The organism is bacterium, assembly GCA_021372515.1.
Taxonomy (GTDB): domain Bacteria; phylum Gemmatimonadota; class Glassbacteria; order GWA2-58-10; family GWA2-58-10; genus JAJFUG01.
Genome location: JAJFUG010000197.1, coordinates 1 through 22,224, shown reverse-complemented (window position 1 = coordinate 22,224; position 22,224 = coordinate 1). Strand labels below are relative to the sequence as shown.

Genomic DNA, 22,224 nt, shown 5'->3' with positions numbered 1-22,224 from the left:
TTATCTTTTCCTCCGGTCTGAAACACCTCACCTGGCCCGACATGGAAGGACAATACAGTCACAACCACTCGCCTCGAGCCCTGAGGCTTTCAGCGGGCGGTTCATCCCCTATCCCGGACACAGGAATCCCCGGGAGTCAAGACTGAACTCAAATACTTGGCCTAAAGAGTTAAATCGGCATCCTGCTTTCAAACTTTAGTTTTGACTTGCTATGGTTCACGGGCCGGGCTTAACCGTTGGACTCCCAGCCTGTAATGGTCAGCAGAATAACCGGTGCGGCGGCTGTTGCTGCACGGAAACGGGCGCTCCTGGCTGAAATCGCACAGAAAATCCCACATCGCATTACAGGGCTTCTGTCGGTCAAAGACCTGCAAGCTCAGCCAGTGGCTGTCCTCACACCTTGTCTGTCCGATCGGCAGCGGAATCCGAGTTGTAATAAGGGCAATTGGCATACCGCCGGAGGCAAAAAGCCGCACCCGTGGTGGGTGCGGCTTCAGATCGGTCCGTTTACGTCAGGCTCTCTCTATTGCAGCATCAGGAACATTATCGTGATGATCTGCCAGGTGCCGACCAGCAGGAAAATCCCGGCGACCCAGAAATCGACGAACTGTTCCGGCGGGATGAGCCACTCCAACTCCTTGCTCGATGAATCGAGCAGCTCATCGAAAGAGTGACTCTCTTCCGAGGTTTCCTCTTCCGTTCCCATCAAATCCATGCTTGTCAGGTCGGCCATGGTGCTGTCCCTGTAAATTGATCGCTATATTAAGTTAAAGCCGGCCGGACCGACTTTCAAGTCCTGCCGGAGCATTTTACCGGCCCCGCTGCCCGCTGGTCAGCCAGGCCCCGTTCTGGACCGGACGGGCCGCCGGATTGGTCCGCGCGCGGGGCTCCGGACGGCTTTTCGGCTGGGACGGCCGGCCCTGCAGGCGGATAAACTGCAACACCTGGATGCAGAACACACCCAGAAGCAGAAAGAGAACCGACAGGACCAGGGCTTTCTGAAGGTGATAGTACGGAACGTGCGAGAACAAGAGCCAGCCCGCGAAAGTGGCGCTCAGCAGGAAGCAGAATATGGCCAGCGCCGCCAGCAGGATCTGCACGATACTGTCGTGGCCGATCCTTAACGCCGATTTGCTCAGATGCCTGCGCCCACGGCGAAACAGGACATAGAACAGGTAGAACAACGACGGCAGGCACGACATACCGATGACAAGCAGCAGCTTGTTTCCCATGAGAAATCCCTTTCTCCCTGAGATCATCCCTGATTGATTCCCGGAACGCACCGGCCGGAACTGTAGTTCCAGGAGGGTGGGGTGACTGTGCCAGACCAGTCAGCGCGCTCCACCGGCGCCCTTGCGGTCCCGCCCGGCCGCATCCTGCGGCTCGGCAGTCCAGGCACCGGTTCCTTATGATAGAATCGGAATGCAGAGTGGTGGGCTTTAATTTTTCGGGGAAACATCCGCCCCGCGGCCCCGGCGTTCCAGGACCCGTGAGGGAGGATTCTGCATTGCAGCGTCACAGCGGCGGTAGATTTCACTTGCCTTGTCACGGCGTCCCGACTGCCAGAGAGCATCCGCCAGGCCGAGAAGGGCCTCGGAGGCGCCGGGCCGCGCCTTGAGCACCCATTCGAACACGCTTGCAGCCTCGACGCCGCGCCCCAGGTCGAGCAGCGCCAGTCCGCGGGCCAGCTCGACATCCAGGCGGCTCCCCTCCAGCGCCAGGGCCCGGTCATAACACTGGAGGGCCTGAGCCGGACGGCCCTGCTTGCGGGCCACGTTGCCCAGGTTGAACAGGGCGTCCGGGTAGCGCGGATCGAGTTCCAGGGCGCGGCTGTACTCGCTCTGGGCAGCCTGAAGGCTGTCGAGGGCTTCCAGCGCCACGCCCACGTTGTTGCAGGCCGCGGCCGTGGGGTGGGCCGAGCTGTCGCGCAGCGCCCGGAAAAGGTCCAGCGCCCGGGTGTACCGGCCGGAGGCATAGCAGCCCGCGGCCAGACGCTCCAGCCGTTCGGCATCGAGATAACGCACCGGCAAGGCCCCGTAGAGAATGGCCGCGGCGCTCCAGTCACCGCTGGCGAACAGACGGTCCGCCTCGCGGATGGCTATCCCGCGGACATCCCGGTCGTCGCTCGCCCTCCCGGCCAGGGCCGCCAGGCTGTCCAGGCGTCCCAGGCCGCGCCAGGCCTCGGCCAGAAGCTCCGGCTTGCCCATCGTTTCCCCGTACAGCTCCACGCTGCGCCGGAAAGCCTGACGTGCGGCCAGGCTGTCGCCCCGTCGCTCGTAGATCTGGCCGCTGTACAGGGTGGCGCGCAGATGTTCCTTGAAACTGTTCACCACGCGGAACGCATCCAGCGCTTCATCGTCACGGCCCAGCTGCATATATGTTGCGCCCAGGCCATAGAAATTGAACTGGAAATTCGGGTAGGTGCGCGCCGCCGAGCCCCACAGGCTGACCCCATCCCGCCAGGCGCGGCAGCGCGCCGTGGAAAGCACGGTCAGGGCGGCCAACACAAGGGCTCCGGCGGCAACCAGAATGCGGCGCCGGGCCGGAGAACTCTGCTCCAAACGGCGCAGCAGCACCAGCCCGGCCAGCACCGCCCCGAAAGAGGGCAGGTAGAGGTAGCGGTCGGCCATGAAGATGCTGATCGGCAGAAGGCCCGAAACAGGCAGCAGGGTGAGAAGGAAAAACGCCAGCCCGAAAGAGACCATGCGCTCGCCGCGCCTCACGGACAACCACAGGCCCCAGAACAGGGCGGTATCCAGAGCCAGGTAGGCCGCCAGGCGCCAGTCGTACCGACCGGAGAAAAACGGCGGCGGGTAGCTGTTGCATAGGTTGACCGGCAGAAAGACGATCCTGACGTACTTGGCCAGCACCGAGGCCAGGCTTAGGATGTGCACCCGCAGGCTGTCCTGCAGAAAGCTGCCGGTGAACGCGGTGCTGCGGAACACGTAGTAGAGGCCGGCCAGGGCCACCGGCGCGGCGAACGGGGCCAGCCGGGCCATGCGACGCAGCAGGCCGCAGTGGCGCTCACCCTCTGCGGCGCCGGGGTTCAGGAGCTCGAACACAGCCAGGGCCAGCGGCAGCGCCGCCGCCGTGGGCTTGGACAGAAGGCCCAGCAAAAAGAAAAGCAGGGCCAGGGCGTACCAGAGCCGGCTGTGCCCTGCCTCGCGGCTGCGCAGCCAGGCGTGGAAACTCAGAAAGCAGAACAGTCCGCAGAGCAGTTCCTTGTTCGCAACGACCCAGGCCACCGCCTCCACGTGCACCGGGTGTACGGCGAAAAGCAGCGTGCCGGCCCAGGCGTACAGGTCGCGGGTGCGGGGAGCCTCGAATCCGGGAGTCAGGCCCAGCAGGCGGCGCAGCAGCACGAACACCGCGGCCAGATTCAGCCCGTAGAACAGCAGGTTGAACAGGTGGAAGCCGAACGGTCCGGCGCCCTGCAGACGCCAGACCAGCGCGAAGGCCAGGTCGCGCAAGGGCTGGTAGGCGCCGCCCTCGTGAAGGCTGAAAATGCGCTTTACCCCGTCCCAGGAGAGCTCGCGCAAGTGACGCCATTCCGGGCGGTTCACCAGGGCGTCATCGTAGTTCACCATGCCGAAACCCAGGCTTTGCGCGTAGACCGCCAGGACCGCAGCCACGGTCAGTCCCAGGAGCAGAAGTCCCGCGGCCCCGCCCGGGAAACGTTCCATGAGGCTACTGCGACCACCCGGCTCCCTATGAACAGGTTGTCCGCTCACTTGGCTCTCTCAGTCGCGAGCTTTTCCAGGCGCGCCGCGCAGGCGGCAGCCGCCGCGCTGTCACCCGCGGCGAGGCAGGCGCGTCCCAAGGCCATGACCACCGCCGGGTCGGCGCAGCCGCTCAGGCTGTCGGCCCGCGCGTAGAGCACGCGCGCCGAATCGGTCCGGCCCAGCTTGAGCAGCACGTTTCCCCGGTTGAACAGGGCATCCGCGTACAGGCTGTCCAGGGCCGCGGCCCTGGCGTAAAGCGTGTCGGCCAGTGACAGATCGCCCCGGTTCTCGGCTGCCACGGCAAGGTTGTTCCAGCCGCGGGCCAGAGCCGGCTGGAGCTGCACCACCCGCCGGAAATACCCCTCCGCCCGCGTATAGTCTCCGTCCCCGAAACTGCGCGCCCCCAGGAATTCCAGGCCGTCCACATCCAGGCGGCCCGGGTCCAGCGCACGATAGATATCCAAGGCCTCCCCTGCCCGTCCGCTGAGCGCGCACAGGCGGGCGCGTGCCAGACGGGCTTCAGTCGCTTCCGGATCGTGGCTCAGGATCCGCTCAAGAAGGCTGTCCGCCCGTCTGTAGTCGCCCTCGCGGATCAGAAGGCGGGCCAGGGGGACGTTCAGTCCGGGGTCCTGCGGGGCCAGTTTCACTCCCAGCTCAAGAAAAGCGCGCGCCTCGCGCAACCGTCCCTGATGCGCCAAGGCCACCGCCGAGCCGCCGAGTGCGGCCAGGTTGGGCGGGTTCTGCCGCAGAAGCGGGGCGAAAGCGCGCAGGGCCTGCTCATCCTGCCCCTGCTGCAGGTACGAGTTCCCGAGCATGACATGCCCCAGGGGCATCTGCGGGTACAGGGCCGCCACCCGTCCCCACAGCGCGGGGCCGTCCTTCCAGTACCCCACCTGCACGAAACACAGTCCGGCCAGGACCAGCGCCGCGCTGGTCCCCGCCCCGGCCAGGGCCGCTCTCCAGCGGCCGGCGTTCTGGTACAGCCGGGCGAAAGCCCAGCCCGCCAGGGCCGAGAACGCGTATGAAGAAAGGTAGTAATAGCGGTCGGCGCGCTCGATGCGGATGGGCACCAGGTTCATATTGGGCAGCAGGGCCAGGGCGAACCAGGCCAGGAAAAAGCCCCAGGGCCGCCGCTGCCGCGCGGCCTGCGCTGTCACACCGAGCAGGGCTGCGGAAACGCCCAGACTGGCCCAGAGACGGAAATCGGCCGCGCCCCGGAAATCGAACGCCGGGTAGCGGTGGACCAGATTCAGGGGCAGGACCAGCTTGAGCGCCGAAAAGGCAAGCGCCCCGGCCGCCCGCGCCAGTCGCCCGGACAGGCCGCCCTCGGTCAGCACCGCTCCGGTGCGCGCCGTGGTGCCGATGAAATACAGCCCCGCCGCCACTGCCGGCAGCAGAAGGAGCGCGTAGAAAACCAGTGTCCCACCCCGGCGGCGTCCCGAGAGGCTCTCCGGCCGGAAGAACCGGTCGTAGGCGGCCAGGACGAGCGGCAGGCTGACCGCCGAGGGTTTCGAGCCCAGGGCCAGGCCGTAGCAGACCAGGCAGAGCAGCCTCTCCCACCCTGCGGGCCACTCGGAGCGAGTGTAGAAATAGAGGCAGGCGATGAAGAAAAATCCGACCAGGACATCTTTCTGGCCCAAGGTCCAAGCCACTACCTCGGTGTGAGAGGGGTGCAGGGCGAACACCAGGCTCCCGGTCAGGGCCGCCAGGGCGGCGGTGCCGGCGCTCAGGCCGAACCTCTCCCGCGCGAACAGCCGCCGCAGAAAGGCATACAGCAGGGTCACGCTCCCCAGGAACAGGCCGACAGAGAAAACGTGATACGGCGCCCAGCCCCAGGCCCTCGGCAGCACTCCCAGCAGGGCCGTGGCCAGCTCGCGCACCGGTTGCCAAGTGGTCCCGCCGGCAGGGAAAAAGAACCGGACGACCTGTGCCAAGCTCAGCCCGTCGGCGAAAAGCTCGCGCCGCGCCAGGGCGTCGTCCCAGTTCACCAGTCCGTAGTTAATCCCGCGCAGGTAGACCGCCAGAGCCGCGGCCAGCAAGGCCCACAGCCAGCGGTCCCAGGCTGGGGACGGGTCAGGATTGTCTGTTTTCGGTTCGCTCGTCATGCCATTCAGCCTCAGGGTGTGGTTGTTTTCTGCTCCAGCCACCCGTTCAGCCTGGCGCGCAGGTCAGCCAGGGCGGGCGTGTCGCCGCAGAGGGCCAGGGCGCGGGCCAGGCTGGCACGGGCGGCCTGTTCGTGGCCGCGCTCGCGCAGGTAGAGGCCCAGGTTGACCCAGCCCTCGATGAAGGAGGGGTCGGCGCTCAGGCAGCGGCGCCAGGCATCGAGGGCCTGGCTCTCCTGCCCTCCGGCGGCCAGGGCCAGGGCCAGGTAATTCAGCACGCGCAAGCTGTCCGCCCCGGGGGCGCCGAGCGCCCGCTCGAAACAAGAGGACGCCTGCGCGAAATCACCGCTCCGCTGCCAGGCCGAGCCGAGCAGAACCAGGCTCTGCCAGGACTGAGGATCATCACGCAGGGCGCGCTCCAGGCTGGCGCGGGCCTTTTCGGTCTGCCCCTGCACGAGCTGAAGGTTGCCCAGGAGCTGCAGGCAGCGGCTGTCGAAGCCGCTCTCGTTCTGCCCCAGCTCCAGCAGCTCCACTGCCAGGCCGGCCCGTCCCAGACCATCCAGGGTCCGTCCCAGGTCGAGCCAGGCCGCGGCGTTGATCTGGCCGGGCCAGGTGCGGGCCACGCTTTCGATCTCCTCCAGGGCCGGCCCGCTGCGCCCCTGGGCCAGCCAAAGCTTGGCCCGGTTGTAGCGCGCCTGCCACTCCCATTTGTCTTTCAGCTCCAGGGCGCGCCCGAAAGCGTCCAGGGCCAGGGAATCCTGTCCCCGCGCGGCGTAGCTGTTGGCCAGGTTGACCCAGACCGCCCCGCGGTCCGGGCGCAGGACTGCAGCCCGTTCGAGCGCCTCCAGCGCCCCGGCCGAATCGCCCTCGGCGCGCAGCACCGCCCCCAGGTTGCCCCAGGCGTCCCCGTTGGCGGGATTGATTTTCAGGCTACGTCGGTAGAGGCTGTCCGCGGCCGCCAGGTTGCCTACTTTCAGGTAGGCCTCGGCCAGGTTACTGGCCGCCAGGTCGTGGCCCGGATAGACCTGCAGCACCCGGCTCCAGAGGCTGACCGGGCCGCGCCAGTCGAGCTGACGGCGCAGGCTGACCGCGCCCAGGCCCAGAAGGACAATCCCAGCGGACAGGATCGCGGCCAGGGCCGGCCCTCTCCCCTTGCCCTCGACCCAGGCGAAGACCTGCATCGCGGCCAGGCCCAGCGCCAGGCTCAGCCCCAGCGAGGGCAGGAACAGGTAGCGGTCGGCCATCAGGGTGCTGGTGGGCGCCAGGCCCGAGGTGGGAAGAAGAGTCAGTCCGGCGAACAGAAGGCCGAACCCGGCCAGACGGCTGGCCTTGCCGGAGGCGCGAAGGACCAGCCAGGCGAAAACCGCCACAGCCAGCGCGCCCAGGCCGCCGCCCGCCCAGGGCGGCGAGAGCGGCACGCTCAACGGGTAGCGGCAGCAGATATTCACCGGCAGGAAAAATTTGGCCAGGTACGCGGCCCAGAGCGACGGGAGCATGACCAGGCGTGCAACGAGCGGGGTCTGCGCGGCCGAGGCGTGCGTGACCGTGGACAGGAAAAGCACCTGCAGGGCCACGGCCAGCATGGGCAGGAAAAACGCTCCCGCAGCCAGTAAACGCTTGCTGGCCGAGGGCGCCGTCTCCGCCGGAGGCGGCAACATGAACTCCGCGGCCAGAATCAGCGGCGGGAGCGCCACGGCCAGGGGCTGGCTGGCCAGGGCGCAGACAAAAAGGCCGAAAGCGGCGGCCAGGCTGGACAGTTTCCCATTGGCCCGGAAACGCAGCCAGCTCAGCAGCGCCCCCAGGAAAAACACGGCCAGCAGGCTGAATTTGCCCCCCTGCAGCCAGGAGACAGCCTCCACGTGCAGCGGGTGGACCGCGAAAAGAGCGGCGGCTGACAGGGCCACCCACCCGGCCCGGCGCTCTTCCAGTTGTTCCGGGAACAGGGAGCACAGGTGTCGCACGGTCAGGTAGAACAGAAAAACGGTCAGGCTGTAGAGCAGCATATTGAGAACAAGGTAGCCCTCCGGCCGCAGGCCGTCCGCCGCATAGACCAGGGCGAAAGCCAGGCTGCGCATCGGCTGCCAGGTGAGTGTCCCCCCGGCGCGGGGCAGGAAAAGACGGGCCAGGTCGGCGGGCGCCAGAGAGCGGATGGAGGGGTCGTTCAGGATGATACCGTCGTCCCAGCCCACGTAGCCGTTGCCCAGGGAGGGCAGATACAGCAGCAGCGGGAGCAGAATAACGGTCAATACGTTGAGGAGCCTGGCTTTATCGCTCATCGGCTGGTGCATCCGGACGGGTCTGAGCCGCGCTGAGGTCGAGCAAAACAGGGTCCAGCGGACCCCGGGGATCGCCACGCCCCGGCTGCTGCAAGAATCAGGCCCTTCACCGCTCGCGTCAGTTCAGGCTGCTGCGCAGTTTCTCGCCGAACTCGGCCGCCCGCCGGCGCAACGAGTCGGCGCTACGGCCCGACTGCGGCCCGGCGACAAACCCGGCCAGGCTCTCGCGCAGACCCTCGGCGGACGGCAACCTCGATTCCAGGCCGAAATCCCGCGCCGTGGCCAGCAGGTCATCCAGGTAGGTGACCGCCAGTCGCACCTCGCGCCGTCCCGTGGGGCCCGACAGCTCGGTAAGGTTGTGGCTCAGCACCTCGAGGGTGATGTCGGACAGCTCGCGGAAATAGTTGAGCACCTCGGCGGGCGGCTCGGGCAACCACTCCGCGACTGGAATTTCGTTCAGCTCCGGCTCCGGGAGCGCTGTCTCCGTCCGGAGGCTTTTCTCCGGCGCCGGGGCGGGTTTCACGGGCTTGGGGGCCGGCACAGGCGTCTTGGATGCGCCTGGGTTCACCGTCTCGGGACCGATTATCACTTTCGGCCTGTCTGTCGCGGCAGGGTGCGCGGCTGCGGTCGGCGCGGGACGGACCGGGAGTGCTTCGGCTGGACGTCTGGCCTCGGCCCTGGGAGCCGCAGCTTTCGGCGCTGACGGCTGTGCGGCTGGAGAAACTTTCGGGAGGGGGAATTTTTCCGCCGCCGGAGCGGTATTTTTTTCGCCTGCGAAAAGCCCGATCTGGGCGTTCCGGAACGGATTTTCCTCGGGCTTGCGCGCCGCCGGGCGGTGGACCGGGCTGTCCGGGCGCGCCTTTCCGGCCGGTTCGGCGCCGCCTCCGGCCAGGGGCTGGACCATCAGGCGAGTCACCTGGTCGAACCACTCATCCACCGAGCTGGTAATATCGGCCCTGGCCCCGTCCGCGGAGGTATCCTGCCTCGCCGGAGCGCCACGCCCGGGCGTCTCCGTTCTGTCCATAGTCTGCGCACGGGGAGCTTTCTCGCTCCAGCCCATCGACTCCTCTTTCAGCCTGTCGGCCAGCGGGGCGACTTTTTCGATCAGCCGGCGGCAAGCCTCCAGGCAGGCGATACTGGCCGTACCCGAGACCAGGCGCGACATCTCCTGGCTGAGGTCATCCAGCAGCATCCGCTCCTCGAGCGAGACCTTGCGGCCGAGCAGGGCCAGGGAGGACAGGATGGAAAAGGCCAGCTCGAACATCTCGCTGAACGGCCCCACCGGGAAACTGTCATCCCCGCGCCAGAGGGTGCGCCAGGTGCGGTTGAGGTCCCGGAGCAGGATTATCGCGGCCGGGTCGGGCTCCGGACGGGACATCTCCAGGGCCAGCATCTGGAGGACCTTTTCCCCCTCGACCTTGAAATAGAGGCTTTTCTCCTCAGCGGTCAGCGCCTGGCCGGAAAGCGGGGAATCCGCGGAGCGCGGCTGGGTGCGACGCTCAAGCGGCGAGGTGTCGATCTCCAGGTTGCGGCTGAACTGGGGTTTATCCTTTTCGCTCACCGGGCTCTCCTTTGACCGGGGCCTGACGCCCCGGATTGTCTTCTTTTTTTGTTACACCGGCAACAGCCGGAATGTTGTCATTCTGTTTCCTCATCCGGCCGCAAGGCGACATTGTCGATCAGGCGGGTGCGCCCGAGGAACAGGGCCGCGGCGATGTAGCGGCAGTCGCCGGCCCGGCTCACTTTCTGCATCGCGCTGTCCACGGCGGTCAGGTAGTCGATCCGCCCGCCGGTGGCGGCCTCGATCCCGCTGCGGGCCCCGGCCAGCAGGGGCTCCAGGTCGTCGCCGGCCCTGGCCTGACGGACCCGCCCGGCCAGGGCGGCCAGGCCGCGCTGGAGGTGCGGCGCACGGGCGCGCTCCTCAGGGGCCAGGAAGACATTGCGCGAGCTGAGCGCCAGCCCGTCCGCCTCCCGCACTATGGGCGCTCCCACGATCCTCACCCGCATGTCCAGGTCGCGCGCCATGCGGCGCAGCACGGTGAGCTGCTGCAAGTCCTTGCGGCCGAACACGGCCACGTCCGGGTCCACGATACCGAAAAGCTTGGCGACTACTGTAGCGACGCCCCGGAAATGGCCCGGTCGGCTGGCCCCGCACAGCCCGGCGCTGACCGACTCCTCGTTCACATAGGTCGAGGCGTCCGGGGCGTACATCTCGCCCACCGGCGGGGCGAACAACAGGTCGGCCCCGGCGCTCCCTGCCAGTGCGGTGTCGCGCTCCAGGTCGCGCGGGTAGCGCTCGAAATCCTCGCCCGGACCGAACTGGGTCGGGTTGACAAACAGGCTCACCACGGTGAACCCGGCCAGCTCACGGCTCAGGCGAATGAGGCTCAGGTGGCCCGCGTGCAGGTAGCCCATGGTGGGGACCAGGCCCACGCCCAGCCCGCGGCTGCGGGCCGCGGCCACAGCCTGACGGACCTTCTGTTTGGTGTCGACTGTAATCATGCCCTCACTGCCTCTGTCCCGCCTGCGGCCTGTATTGCGGCCAGCGGCGCAGGAACTGTGGGTCGAGTGTGGAAATAAGCTCCAGGAAAAACGGACGGTTCCAGACCTCCGGGTGCGGCAGGGTCAACGTTTCCCCGCTCCGGACCAGGTCACCGTAGAACAAAATGTCCAGGTCGATCGTGCGCGGGCCCCAGCGCACGCGCCGCTGCCGGCCGAGCCGCAACTCCACGGCCAGAAGGCCGCTCAAAAGCCGCTCCGGCCCGGTCTCACAGCTCAGCCGCAGCACCCGGTTGACAAAATCGGGCTGGGTGGTCAGGCCCACCGGCTTCGTGCGTCGAAGCGGCGAGCGGCCGGTCAGTCTCACCCCGGGCATTGCCGCCACCAGCGCCGTGGCGCGGCGGATATAGCCCCAACTGTCACCCAGGTTCGAGCCCAGGCTGACAAACACGCACTCCTCGGACACTGACCACTCCCCTACTCCGTGGCCCCCTCGACCGGACGCGAGCTGCGGGTCAGCTCCACCTCGGCGCACTGGATGAACCCCTTGACCGGCACGCGCGGCTTGCGGCAGCGCACGGTGACCCGGTTGACCGGGAACTCCTCCAGCGTGCGGCGGGCGATCTCTCCGGCCAGACGCTCCATCAGGTTGAAACTGCTTTTCTCCATTATTTCTTTCACCATGGAGAACAGCAGCGGGTAGTTGACCGTGTCGGCCAGACGGTCGGACCAGGAGGCCTGGGTCAGGTCGAGCCAGCAATCGAGGTCGATCTCGAACAACTGGCCGACATCCCGCTCGAAGGAGTGGATGCCGGAATGGGAGTAGAACTGCATGCCGCGCAGGGTCAGACGGTCCATGGGAGTCGCCCTCCGGCTGACTGGAAAGTTAATTATACTGAATGCTTTATACCTATGTATATTTTAAACGGGCGACGCGTCCCTGTCAACGGATACGTGGCTGTCTGGAGCAAAGATTCTACAAAGTACACTTTTCTAACACAATTCGGGGAAATGGAATCCGGAGGATTTGCCGCGAGGGACATTCCGGCGATGAGCAGGTAATCGGCTGGGCCGTTTTGACGTCGGGGGACGTTGCACCGTGCCAGTTTTACACACACTGACGCTTGGGTGGCCAATCGCCGTTACAATGATGAATTTGAATTTTTCTTGGATAAATCCCCCCCTACCCCAGTAATGTCCGGTTAGGAAAATGCATCGCGGAATCGACAGGCAACTACTTTCTTGTCCTTTTCCGGCTTGTGGAAAAGGACCAAAAGACGCTTCGGGGCCGTAAACTCGCATTAGCCATGGCTTTTCTTCTGCCCGCGCTGTGCGCGGCGCCCCTCTGCACGCTGCCAGTGTTGCGGGGTGACGCTGACGCTGATTGCCCGCCCGGCTTCGGGGGCTTTATCTGCCTCCGCTGTGCACGGGGAGTATACTCCGCTTCTCGTACGCGGCTCGGACAGTACGGCCCCGGACGGTCCTGCGGGCCGCCTGGGAACAAGGCCCGGAAACAGAAGCTATTCCCGAAGGCAGTCAGGCCGCCGCAGACCTGGATACGCGCTGTGCCGTAAACGGCCGCATTTCCCCCGCAGGGGCGCGGCTTGCCGTGCCCGCCTATCTTTTTTCGCTCCTCCCTGCAACTTCCTAACCGGACATTACTGCCCCTACCCCCTGCTAAGGGGAAACAAAAGCCCGGGCTAACACCTCCCCCTGCTTTGGAAAAGGGGGATTGCGGGGGGTTTAATACATGAAAAAGGGCACGGCCGACCGCGCCCCTGCAAATGCCGTAGACAGCAGAAGATTGGAGATTAAACGCACGGCCCCGCCTCTCGCCCGACATATTCTGCCGCACAAAACAAAAAGGGGCCGCCCTTTCGGACAGCCCCTCTTATACTCGCTCTCATGAAACTCCGCTCAGTTTTCGGCCGGCGGATAAACCGAGACCTTTTTCTTGTCCCGGGTCTTGTGCTCGAATGTCACCACACCGTCCACCAAGGCGAAAATCGTGTGGTCACGCCCCAGGCCGACGTTCAGGCCTGGATGGATCCTGGTGCCGCGCTGACGGATGATGATCGTGCCGGCGCTGACTTTCTCGCCGCCGTAAGCTTTCACACCCAGGCGTTTGCTCTGGCTGTCGCGCCCGTTCCGGGAGCTCCCCACGCCCTTTTTATGCGCCATCTGTGACTCCTTGCGTCAATTCGGTTTCAGTCGGAAGGGCCTGTGATTCACTCGGCCGGAGCGGGGGTTTCGCCCTCGGACGCCTCGGCGCTCTTGCGACGGCTGCGGCGGGGCTTGGCCTCGCCAGCTTCGGCCGTTTCGACCTCAGCCGACTGGGCCTCCTTCGGCTCCTCGACCGCGGCGGCAGCACCCTGCTCCATGATTGCATCGATCAGCAGCTCGGTGTAACCCTGACGGTGACCGATGGTGCGACGGTAATTCTTGCGGCGCTTGTACTTGATGATACGGATTTTCGCCGCACGGCCGTGACGCACCACATGCGCCTCGGCGTAAGCGCCCTCGACAAACGGAGCGCCCACGGCGACAGTGTCGCCGTGGCTGAGCAGCAGGATCGAGTCCAGGCGCACTGTATCGCCGACCGCGGCTTTCAGGGTCGGCACCCTGACCTTCGAATTCTGCTCGATTTTAAACTGTTTGCCACCACTTTTGGCTATCGCGTACATCGAGAAAAGGGCTCCTTTTACCCGCGTTTCAGTATTCCGGGGACCTGTTATTTTCATAAAAATTAAAAATAAAGGCCCTTCCGAGACCTGTCAACATAATTTTCTCAGTTGACATTGATCTGTTTTTGAGAAGGCAGCGAGTAAACCGAGATGGCATCCATCTGCATCATCGGGTCATCCCGCAGCTTGAGCTCTATGCCGGTCTGCTGCTCCAGCAGGTGCATCACCTCCTGCTCCTTTTCCATCAGATGCAGGGCCACCACCGGGTGAATCCGCACCAGCAACTGTTTCTCGCCCCCCTCGGCGCTCACCTTGCGCACCACGCGCTCGATCTCGGTGGCGATCACCTCCGGGGTGAATATCCGTCCGCGGCCCTCACAGGTCGGGCAGGGCTCGCTCAGGCTATGATAGAGGCTGGAGCGCACCCGCTGACGGCTCATCTCGATCAGGCCCAACTGGCTGACATCGAAAGCCTTGGTCTTGGCCCGGTCGTACTTCAGCCAGCGCCGCAGCTCATCCAGTACGGCCTGACGGTTGGTCTTGCTCTCCATGTCGATGAAGTCGCAGACAATGATCCCGCCCAGGTCGCGCAGGCGCACCTGGCGCGCGATCTCGCGGGCCGCCTCGATGTTGGTCCGCAGGATGGTCTCCTCCTGGTCCTTCTCCCCGGTGTAGCGCCCGGTGTTGACATCGATTGAGACCAGGGCCTCGGTCTGCTCGATCACGATGTAGCCGCCCTTTTTCAGCCAGACCCGCCGGTTGAATATTTTCCGCACCTCGTCATCCAGGTTCGAGTGCGTAAAGAGAGGCACCGCGCTGGTGTAAAGCTGGATACGGTCGGTGAGCCCCGGGGCGATGATCTTGAGGTAGCTCTTGACCTGCTTGAACTCCTCCTTGTCGTCGATCACCAGAGAGTCCACGCGCTCGTTGAAAATGTCGCGCAGCAGGCCGCTGATAAGCTTGGTCTCGCGGTAGACCAGGGCCGGGGCCTCGCTCTGGCTGGCCTGACGGCGCACCTTGCGCCAGAGGCTCTTGAGCTGCTCGTACTCGTTGCGGAAATCCTCCTCGCGCGTGTCCTCGGCCGCGGTGCGCACAATTACGCCCTCGCGCTTGGTGATGATCTTGCGCACCAGGTCCTTGATCCGATTGCGCTCGGCCTGGTTGTCGATCTTGCGCGAGATGCCCAGGCGGCTCTCGAACGGCGCGTAGACCAGAAGCCGTCCCGGGATCGAGACCTCGGTGGTCACCCGGGGGCCCTTGGTGCCGATCGGCTCCTTGGTCACCTGGACCAGGATCTGCTGACCCTCTTTCAACTGGTCCTGGATGGCCTGGATTTTCTTGCGACGGCGTCCGCCGCGCTCCTCCTCCGGCTCGTCCTCGTCCAGCTCGTACTCGAACAGGTCATCGCCGATATCGCTGACGTGCAGGAAAGCCTGCTTGGGCAGGCCGATGTCGACGAACGCGGCCTGCATGCCGGGCAGCACCTTGCGCACGATGGCGTTGTAGATGTCGCCCACCATGCGCTTGTCGCTGTCGCTGTCGATCAGCAGTTCGGCCAGACGGCCGTCCTCGAGGATAGCGGCGCGGGTCTGTTTCAGACCCACGGAAATAATGATGTCACGCTTGATGCTTTTGGGTCCTTGCTGGTTTCCCATAAATGTATTCCTGAATCCTTCCTTCTTGAACCTCAGGCGGCCGCGCCTCAGCCCTTGGCCGGGCAGCACTTGCCGCTTCCGGGATTTATGTTCGCAAAAACACTCCCGGATCAATTTAACACAGTTTTCACCGCGCCGTCAAACTCATCTTCCGATTTCCACGAATCAGAAATCCAGAGGTTGGCTCCGGCGTGGGTCCGCGCAGAAAGCGGTCTCCTTGCGGATGCACCAGGCGGCCGCTGTCTCGGGGCCGCATCCATGCACATACTGCAAGAACCGGTCCGCGCGGCAGGCAGCCTCGCCCTGCAGGTCGAGGCGGAAATCAAGCCGCACTCCACCACCGGCCTCAGTCTCCACGCTCACTGTCCCGAGCGCGGCGCGCAGGTCCAGGCGGTGCGCCTTTTCCTTGCGGTCGGTGTACTCCAGCACCCCCCCCTCGTCGAGGAGCGCCTGACGCCGGGCCGCGATGAACGCCTCCCAGTCGTCGCTCCCGGAGGGTGCCTCTCCGCTTTCGAGGCGCGCGCTCCAGAGCGCGGCGACAATGTCCTGAGCCAGGGGCGGCAGCACTCCGGCGGGCATGGCCTTCAGCTCCAGCAGCTCGAACCCGCCCAGCGGCGCTGCGGCACGCTCCAGGGCGGCCCGCAGCTCGCTTTCGGCCAGGGGCAGGGTCTCCAGGTCGAAATACTCGGCCCGGCTCTCCAGGCCCAGCGGCAGCGGCGGCGAGAAAGAAAGCCGCATGCGCGGTGTGAACCCGCCGCTGTAGAGCACCGAAGTCCCGGAGCGCCGCAGCAGAAACTCGATGTTGCGCACCATGTCCAGGTGGCCGGTGTAGCGCAGGCGGCCCAGCTTGGCGTAGCGCACCCGCCAGAGACGGCGGTCGGTCTCGGGAGTGAGGAGGTTGATCCGCGGCGGTGCGACATCGGACTTGCCCTCCCTGTCCTCCGGGGCTTTCTCCACACTGCGCAGGCTACGGCAGAGAGAGGCTTCCTCGGCCCCGCACAGGTGGCAGCGGCCCTCCCGGCAGTCGGTCACGTTCTCGGCCCGGAAAGCCGCCTCGCGCTGGGAGGCGAGGAACTCTCCGCTCACCGGCTGGCGCACGAAAGCCCAGGGCAGCGGCGCACCCGGCTCCCGGGAGGCCATGAACTCGGCCGGGTCGAGGCCGCAGGCCTCGAACGCGGCCAGCCAGCGTTTCCAGCTGAAATACTCCCACCAGCCGTCGAACTGCGCCCCGCTACGCCAGGCGGCCAGGATTACAGCGGCCAGGCGACGGTCTCCGCGGGCCAGGACGCCCTCCAGGGCGCTGGACTCCGGCTCGTGGTACTTCACCTGCACGTTCCTGGAGCGCACCTGGCGACGGATACGCTCGATTTTCTCCCGGGTCGCCTCGGGACGGTCCTGGGCCTCCCATTGGAAGGGGGTTCCTGGCTTGGGCACGAAAGGAGAAACGGTGATGTTCACGCTGCGTCGCCCGGGCAGGCCGCGTCCCAGGGAGGCGATCCGGTTGATCAGGCGCGCGATCTCATCTATGTCCGCCGCGGTCTCGGTGGGCAGGCCGACCATGAAATACAGCTTGACCAGGTTCCAGCCGCGGCGGTAGGCCTCCTCGACCAGATGGACCAGGTCCTCCTCCTCCACCTTCTTGCCGATCACCCGGCGCAGCCTCTCGCTGCCGGCCTCCACGGCAAAGGTGAGCCCGCTTTTCTTGCCCTGCTCCAGCTCCTCCAGCAGCGGCAGGATACGGCTGTCCACCCGCAGTGAGGGGAAGGAAAGACGCACGCCCGCGGCGCGGGTCTCGGGCAGCAGCCGGGTCACCAGCTCGGTGATCGCTGGATGGTCGGCCGCAGAGAGCGACAGAAGGGTGACCGAATCCCAGCCCGCCTCGCGGATGCCGCGCCGAACCGCCTCCACTATGCTTTCCACGTCGCGCACGCGCACCGGACGGTAGAACATCCCGGCCTGGCAGAACCGGCAGCCGCAGGTGCAACCGCGCATGATCTCCACTGCCAGATGGTGCTGGCTCAGCTCGATCAGCGGCGCCGGGAACGGCCCCGGAGCGGCCTCAGGCTCCAAGGCATGCACCCGCCGCACCTCCACGCTGTCGCCGCCGGAGGGCGGCTCGGCGCCCGGAACATACACACCCGGGATACCGCGCAGGACCGCCAGACGCTCCGCCCGGCAGGCTCCGCGCTCCTGCAGCCCAAGCAGCCTCTCCAGGACCATCCGCAGGGTCTCTTCACCGTCGCCCAGGACAAAGAAATCGAAGAACGGGGCCAGCACCTCGGGGTTGACCGCGCAGGGCCCGCCGGCGCAGACCAGGGGATCGCTCTCCCCCCGCTCGGCGGCCAGAACCGGAATGCCGGACAAGTCGAGGACACTGAGGATATTGGTGTAGGTGAGTTCGCTCTGCAGGGTGATCCCAACCAGATGAAAATCTTTCAGCGGGGTGAAACTTTCCAGTCCGTACAGCGGCACCGAGGCGGCACGCATGCGTTCCTGCATGTCCGGCCAGGGGGCGAAAGCACGCTCCACCGCCACCCCATTCACTTTCGAGGCCACGGCGTGCAGGATCTTGAGGCCCAGGTTGCTCATTCCGACCTCGTACAGGTCGGGGTAGACCAGGGCCAGGCGCAGCCTCACCGGGCCGCGCTCCGGCTCGGGAGGGCCGGCCTCGCCCCCGGTGTAGCGCCCCGGGCGCGACACGAACGGCAGGACCTTGCGCTCCAGCGTTTCGAACAGTTTATTCATCCTCACCCGCAGCCAAAAAAAATGAGCCGATCTCCCGGCTCGTCCTCACGATCCTGCAAAAAAACCGTCAACTCGCCTCGTACTGCAATATGAAACTGAATCTAATCTAACGGCAACGGAGGTAAAGTCAAGAATTTACTGACAAATCAGTACAGAAACCGCACCTGCCATTGTCCGCTGAACACACCGCCCACCACCGTGCCACCCAACGACTCGCCGTCCAGCTGGCCCTCGAACACGGCCGGAGTCCCGCTGCCGTCCAGGGCCCGCGTGCTGAACGAGACAAAGGTGGTGGAGACCGAGCCGCCGCTCACCAGGAACGTGTCCACGCGCGCGGCCCCGAACGAGCCGGCCAGCGGATCGGTGCGCAGCACCAGACCGTCGAACATGAAATCGCGCTGTACGAACTCCAGGCGCAGGCTGCTTCTCTGGTGGGTGGTATCGCCGCCGGTGGACAGGCTGAGGCTGCCCTCCCAGACACCCTGGACACTCTCGGCCGCCGGCTCGACCTTGAGCCCCTTGTCTCCGCCGCAGCCGGACAGCAAGAGGCAGGCCGCCAGCGCCACAGCGGACAAAGTCAAAAGCAATCTGTCGATCTTTATCCTCACCATCCGCCATCCATCGTAGGGGCGGCCCCATGTGGCCGCCCGGGCGCACACACGGGTGCGCCCCTGCATTTGTTTAACCAGAAGATCAGAACATCACCCGCAGGCCCACGCCCGCGCGCAGGGCGCTGGCCGCCCCCACCGATCCGTCCTGACTGAGCGGCAGCACATCCGAGTACACCAGGTGCAGCATCTCTCCACGCAGAGCCACCGACCGCCCCAGGTAGAGGTCCGCCCCGGCGCCGTACTGGAACAGGCCGTAGCGGGTGGTGCCCTCGGGGGGACGCCCGCCGCCACCCAGGCTGAGCGCTCCGCCGCCCACGGTCAGGTACGGCCCGCTGTAGCCGCCCCAGGGGTAATAGAGCACCCGTCCGGTCAGCTCCATTCCGTTCAGCCCCAGGCCCTCCAGGCCGTCGTTCAGGTCGATCTTCTGCCAGAGCATCCCGGCCTCGAACGCCAGGCGCTCCCACAGGCGGTAGCCGACGGAAAGCCCGGCCGAGGGGGCGCCGTTGGCCGCGAAGCGGCGGCTGAACATCTGCCAGCCCGCCGTGGGCAGAAGGTAGATTTCGCCCTTGGGCCAGCCGGCCTGGCGTCCGTGGTAGGGCGGCACGTGCAGCGAGGCCCCCACCTGCACCAGTTGCAGGATACGGTTGCCCTCGGCCAGCATGCCGTGGCCCTGGTAGCCCGCCCGCAGGGCGAGGTCCGGGGTGAGGAACAAACGGAACCCCGCGCCGAACGTGAGGTCGAGCGCGGTGAACGAGCTGTCCGCGGCCTGGGTGTAGACCGCACCGCTGCCGATTTCGAGGTAGGGCACCAGAAGGTTGCCGGGCCTCCAGTTGTAGACCAGAGCGCCGGTGACAAACACGTGCTCGAAATCCCCGCCCAGGCTACCTTTCACCTCCGGGTCCATCCGGGCGAACGCGACCTGGGCTTTCCAGGCGAACTCGCGGCTGAAATTGCGCTCCAGCGACATCCCGCCTGCGGTCAGCGAGTTGCCGTCCGAGAGCAGCACCCCGAGGAGAGGAGTGAAACTGAACCGCTCGGGGTATTCCTCGCGCGAAAGGGTCAGCACACTGGCCTGGCTGCCGGGCAGCGGGGGCGGCATGACCGGAGCCGCCACCACGGTGTCTTTCTTCTCCAGGGTGTCCAGGGACGGCATCGCGCTCAGGCCCAGCAGGCTGAGCATAGTGTCGCGCTCGGCCTCGCGGTTGCGGATGCGGCCCAGCAGGGCGGTGGAGCTGTCCTGGAGCGCGTTGATCCGGCCGGAGCCGGAGTCCACCGCGGCCTTGAGGCTGTCGGCTTGCTCATCGGTCAGGGGGAGCTTGACCGAATCGAAGGGCTGGACCAGGTCCTCGCGCACCCAGCCGATCCGCCCGTCATCCAGCACCACGCGCAGCCAGTTGCGGTACTTGCGCTCGGCCTCCATCCGGTCGCCTTTGTAGAGGGTGGCGATCTGGTCGTAGCCCGTGCCCGGGCCTTTGCGCACGTTGACAAACCGTCCCGGCACCACCATCACACAGGGGAGCTGCTGGGCCGCCAGACGGGGCGCAGGGGCGGCCAGGGCCAGCCCCAGAAGGATGAGAAGTGTTCCGGCGCAACGCTTTATTTTCATGTCCCTGTCCGTTGAACGTGACTCTGCCGCTGGCGCAAAGAGAGGCTTTCCGCTAAGTCTCTAAGTCGGTATAAACGGGCGCGCGCTTTAAATTTTCCTGCTCGCGCTCCGCTTGCGCGCGGGTTGAAGGTGCTCCAGCAGGCGGCCGAGGTCGGCGAAACCCTGTTCCGAGGCCCGCTCCAGAAGGCGCAGCAGCACCTGGGCCGTGACCAGGGCATCGCCCAGGGCGCGGTGGCGGCCCTGGAATTCGAGGTTGTAGAAATGGGCCAGCTCATCCAGGCTGCGCCGGCTCAGCTCGGGCAGAAAACGCCGCGCCAGGGCCCGTGTGCACAGGCAGGGGTTGAGCAGCTTGCGCCCGGCGGCCAGTTGCACCTCGCTCTGAATGAAACGCCAGTCGAACGGGGCGTTGTGCGCCACGAACACGCTGTCACCCAGGAACCCGAGGAAGCGCTCGCAGAGGTCGCCGAACAGCGGCTGGCCCTCCAGCATGGACCAGGATATCCCGGTCAGGCTGGTGATCGGCCCGGGCACCGGGCGGCGCGGGTTGATCAGGCTCTCGAAACGGTCCACCACCTTTCCCGCCTCCACGCGCACGCAGCCCAGCTCGATCACCCGGTCGGCGGGCGGGCTGAACCCGGTGGTCTCCACATCCACCACCACGAACGACTGCGCGGCCAGGGGACGAATAGCCGAGGGCGCCACGGCCAGGGCCCAAAGGCCGCCCTCCAGGCGCACGAAACGCGGGTCCGCGCCCAGCAGGGTGTCGCATAGCCGCGCGGCCAGGGCCTCCGGCAGACCGCTCTGCGCGGCCAGGGCGCGGCGGCAGACCTCAGCGGCGCTCAAGGGGCCCTCGGCAAGAAGCTCCAGGGCCAGCTCGGCGCTCAGCGATCCAGGGGCGTGGGGCATACTGAAAAACCTTTCTCTATCAACGGAAACCCGTTGCCTTCCGTAGGGGTGAACCTCGTGTTCGCCCGGCCTTTTTGTCTTAGCCTTTCATGTAGGGGCGGACCCGTGTGTCCGCCCGAAAAACCTTTCGGGCGGGATATATCCCGCCCCTACGACAATCTCACTCACAGCAAATATAATTTCCGCGATGTCGGCTGGAAACCCGCGGGATACCAAGGCAAAAGCGGCGGCCTGGGGACACAGGAGAAACGGACTCCATTATTTATCGCCGCCCTCGCCGTTCCTGCCGCGCAATCGCCGCCCCACAGCGGAGAATAACCAACCCCTGCCGTTTCGAGCGCTATTACACGCTGCCCCGGCGGGAGGCTCAGACATGCGCGGCCCCCAAAGACAACTGCGGCGGCCTGCGAGCCGCAGCGGGTTGTTCTTAGGATCACCAAGCCTTCTTAAGGCGCTCCGAAGCTTGGACTTCCGCAGTCTTTTAATGTAGGGGCACGGTGCACCGTGCCCAACTGCATCGGCTGAACGCCGTCTCTATCACTTCTCGCCACCCTCGCCGTTGCGGCCGCGCAACACCTCCCACTCCTGCCGCACCAGCATCACCGAGGTGCGCCAGAGGATCGCCAGGTCGAGGGCCAGGGAATAGTTGCGGATATAGAAAAGGTCGTAGCGCACTTTCAGCTCCACGCTGGTCGACTCGCGGCAGCTCACCTGGGCCAGGCCGGTGAGCCCGGGGCGCACCGCCAGCCGTCCGCGGTAGAGGTCCGGGTAGGAGTCGAAGAAAAAGGCCCGCTCGGGACGCGGCCCCACCAGGGACATGTCCCCTGTCAGCACGTTCCAGAACTGTGGCAGCTCATCCAGCCCGGTGCGGCGGATAAACCCGCCCACTCCAGGCACCACGCGCCTGTCCCCCGGCTCCGACCAGACCGGGCCGCTGACACTTTCCGCCTCCTGGAACATCGAGCGGAACTTCCGCAGCCGGAACGGGCGGCCGTTGCGGCCCACGCGCTCCTGCACGTAGAACACCGGGCCGGGGCTGGAAAGCCGCACGGCCAAGGCCACCAGCGCCCCCAGCGGCAGGGCGATAAGCAATACGATTGCGGCCACACAGATATCCAGGCCGCGCTTGAGCGCGGCGCTGAACGGCCCCAGCGGCTCGGCAAGAGCGGCCAGCGCGCCGCCCTCCGGGCTTTGCTCCAGGGCCAGAGGCGGGCCCGGCTCAGCGCCGGTGAACAGGCGCAGCGGCACCCGCGCCGCGGCCAGCTTGTCGGCCAGGCTCAGCCAGCGCGACGGACGGATGCCCTCCGGGTCGAGCAGCACCAGGTCGGCCCTGCACCTGCGGGCCAGGACCGGCAGTTCCTCCAGGCAGACCGCCGGGGATTTGTCCTGCGCTTCATCGGTTGAGGGGCAGTCCACCG

The 22,224-nt window shown here is 66.1% G+C and carries 17 protein-coding genes; all 17 read right to left on the bottom strand.

The annotated features are described in order from the left end of the window. Positions 1–523 precede the first annotated feature (523 nt). Entirely contained in the window at positions 524–733 is a 210-nt protein-coding gene (locus LLH00_17760) for a hypothetical protein (GenBank protein ID MCE5273127.1), read from the bottom strand. Positions 734–809: 76 nt separating this feature from the next. Then, positions 810–1,232 (bottom strand): hypothetical protein, encoded by a 423-nt coding sequence (locus LLH00_17755; GenBank protein ID MCE5273126.1) that lies wholly within the window; start codon positions 1,230–1,232, stop codon positions 810–812. Between the two features lie 207 nt (positions 1,233–1,439). Continuing rightward, positions 1,440–3,683, bottom strand: a complete 2,244-nt coding sequence (locus tag LLH00_17750) for a tetratricopeptide repeat protein (protein MCE5273125.1) — start codon at positions 3,681–3,683, stop codon at positions 1,440–1,442. A 44-nt stretch (positions 3,684–3,727) separates the two neighbouring features. Then, entirely contained in the window at positions 3,728–5,869 is a 2,142-nt protein-coding gene (locus tag LLH00_17745; GenBank protein ID MCE5273124.1) for a tetratricopeptide repeat protein, read from the bottom strand. Continuing rightward, a complete protein-coding gene (locus LLH00_17740; GenBank protein ID MCE5273123.1) occupies positions 5,839–8,100 on the bottom strand; it encodes a tetratricopeptide repeat protein in 2,262 nt (753 codons plus the stop codon). Before LLH00_17740 ends, LLH00_17745 begins: the two co-directional genes overlap by 31 nt. A 118-nt stretch (positions 8,101–8,218) precedes the next feature. Then, entirely contained in the window at positions 8,219–9,661 is a 1,443-nt protein-coding gene (locus LLH00_17735) for a hypothetical protein (protein MCE5273122.1), read from the bottom strand. Between the two features lie 77 nt (positions 9,662–9,738). Continuing rightward, the gene (panC, locus tag LLH00_17730) at positions 9,739–10,602 is read right to left on the bottom strand and encodes a pantoate--beta-alanine ligase (GenBank protein ID MCE5273121.1); all 864 of its coding nucleotides are present in this window, start codon (positions 10,600–10,602) and stop codon (positions 9,739–9,741) included. Between the two features lie 4 nt (positions 10,603–10,606). Then, positions 10,607–11,065 (bottom strand): 2-amino-4-hydroxy-6-hydroxymethyldihydropteridine diphosphokinase, encoded by a 459-nt coding sequence (folK, locus tag LLH00_17725; GenBank protein MCE5273120.1) that lies wholly within the window; start codon positions 11,063–11,065, stop codon positions 10,607–10,609. An 11-nt stretch (positions 11,066–11,076) separates the two neighbouring features. After that, positions 11,077–11,457 carry a dihydroneopterin aldolase gene (gene folB, locus LLH00_17720; protein MCE5273119.1) on the bottom strand — a complete coding sequence of 127 codons (381 nt, stop codon included), beginning with the start codon at positions 11,455–11,457 and terminating at the stop codon, positions 11,077–11,079. Positions 11,458–12,516: 1,059 nt separating this feature from the next. Next, positions 12,517–12,780, bottom strand: coding sequence for a 50S ribosomal protein L27 (rpmA, locus tag LLH00_17715; protein MCE5273118.1), 264 nt, complete (start codon positions 12,778–12,780; stop codon positions 12,517–12,519). A 47-nt stretch (positions 12,781–12,827) separates the two neighbouring features. Next, a complete protein-coding gene (gene rplU / locus LLH00_17710; protein ID MCE5273117.1) occupies positions 12,828–13,283 on the bottom strand; it encodes a 50S ribosomal protein L21 in 456 nt (151 codons plus the stop codon). A 104-nt stretch (positions 13,284–13,387) separates the two neighbouring features. Next, positions 13,388–14,938, bottom strand: a complete 1,551-nt coding sequence (locus LLH00_17705) for an Rne/Rng family ribonuclease (GenBank protein MCE5273116.1) — start codon at positions 14,936–14,938, stop codon at positions 13,388–13,390. Positions 14,939–15,103: 165 nt separating this feature from the next. Further along, complete coding sequence (locus LLH00_17700; protein ID MCE5273115.1) at positions 15,104–17,683, bottom strand: TIGR03960 family B12-binding radical SAM protein; 2,580 nt, start codon at positions 17,681–17,683, stop codon at positions 15,104–15,106. Between the two features lie 146 nt (positions 17,684–17,829). Next, positions 17,830–18,294: a hypothetical protein gene (locus tag LLH00_17695; GenBank protein MCE5273114.1), complete on the bottom strand. Its 465-nt coding sequence runs from the start codon at positions 18,292–18,294 to the stop codon at positions 17,830–17,832. 82 nt (positions 18,295–18,376) lie between these two features. After that, on the bottom strand, positions 18,377–19,900 hold the full coding sequence (locus LLH00_17690; protein ID MCE5273113.1) for an outer membrane beta-barrel protein: 1,524 nt from the start codon (positions 19,898–19,900) through the stop codon (positions 18,377–18,379). An 87-nt stretch (positions 19,901–19,987) separates the two neighbouring features. Then, positions 19,988–20,806 (bottom strand): 3'-5' exonuclease, encoded by an 819-nt coding sequence (locus LLH00_17685; GenBank protein MCE5273112.1) that lies wholly within the window; start codon positions 20,804–20,806, stop codon positions 19,988–19,990. A 537-nt stretch (positions 20,807–21,343) separates the two neighbouring features. Continuing rightward, positions 21,344–22,224, bottom strand: an 881-nt coding sequence (locus LLH00_17680; protein MCE5273111.1) for a sugar transferase, incomplete at its 5' end; no start/stop codon positions are given.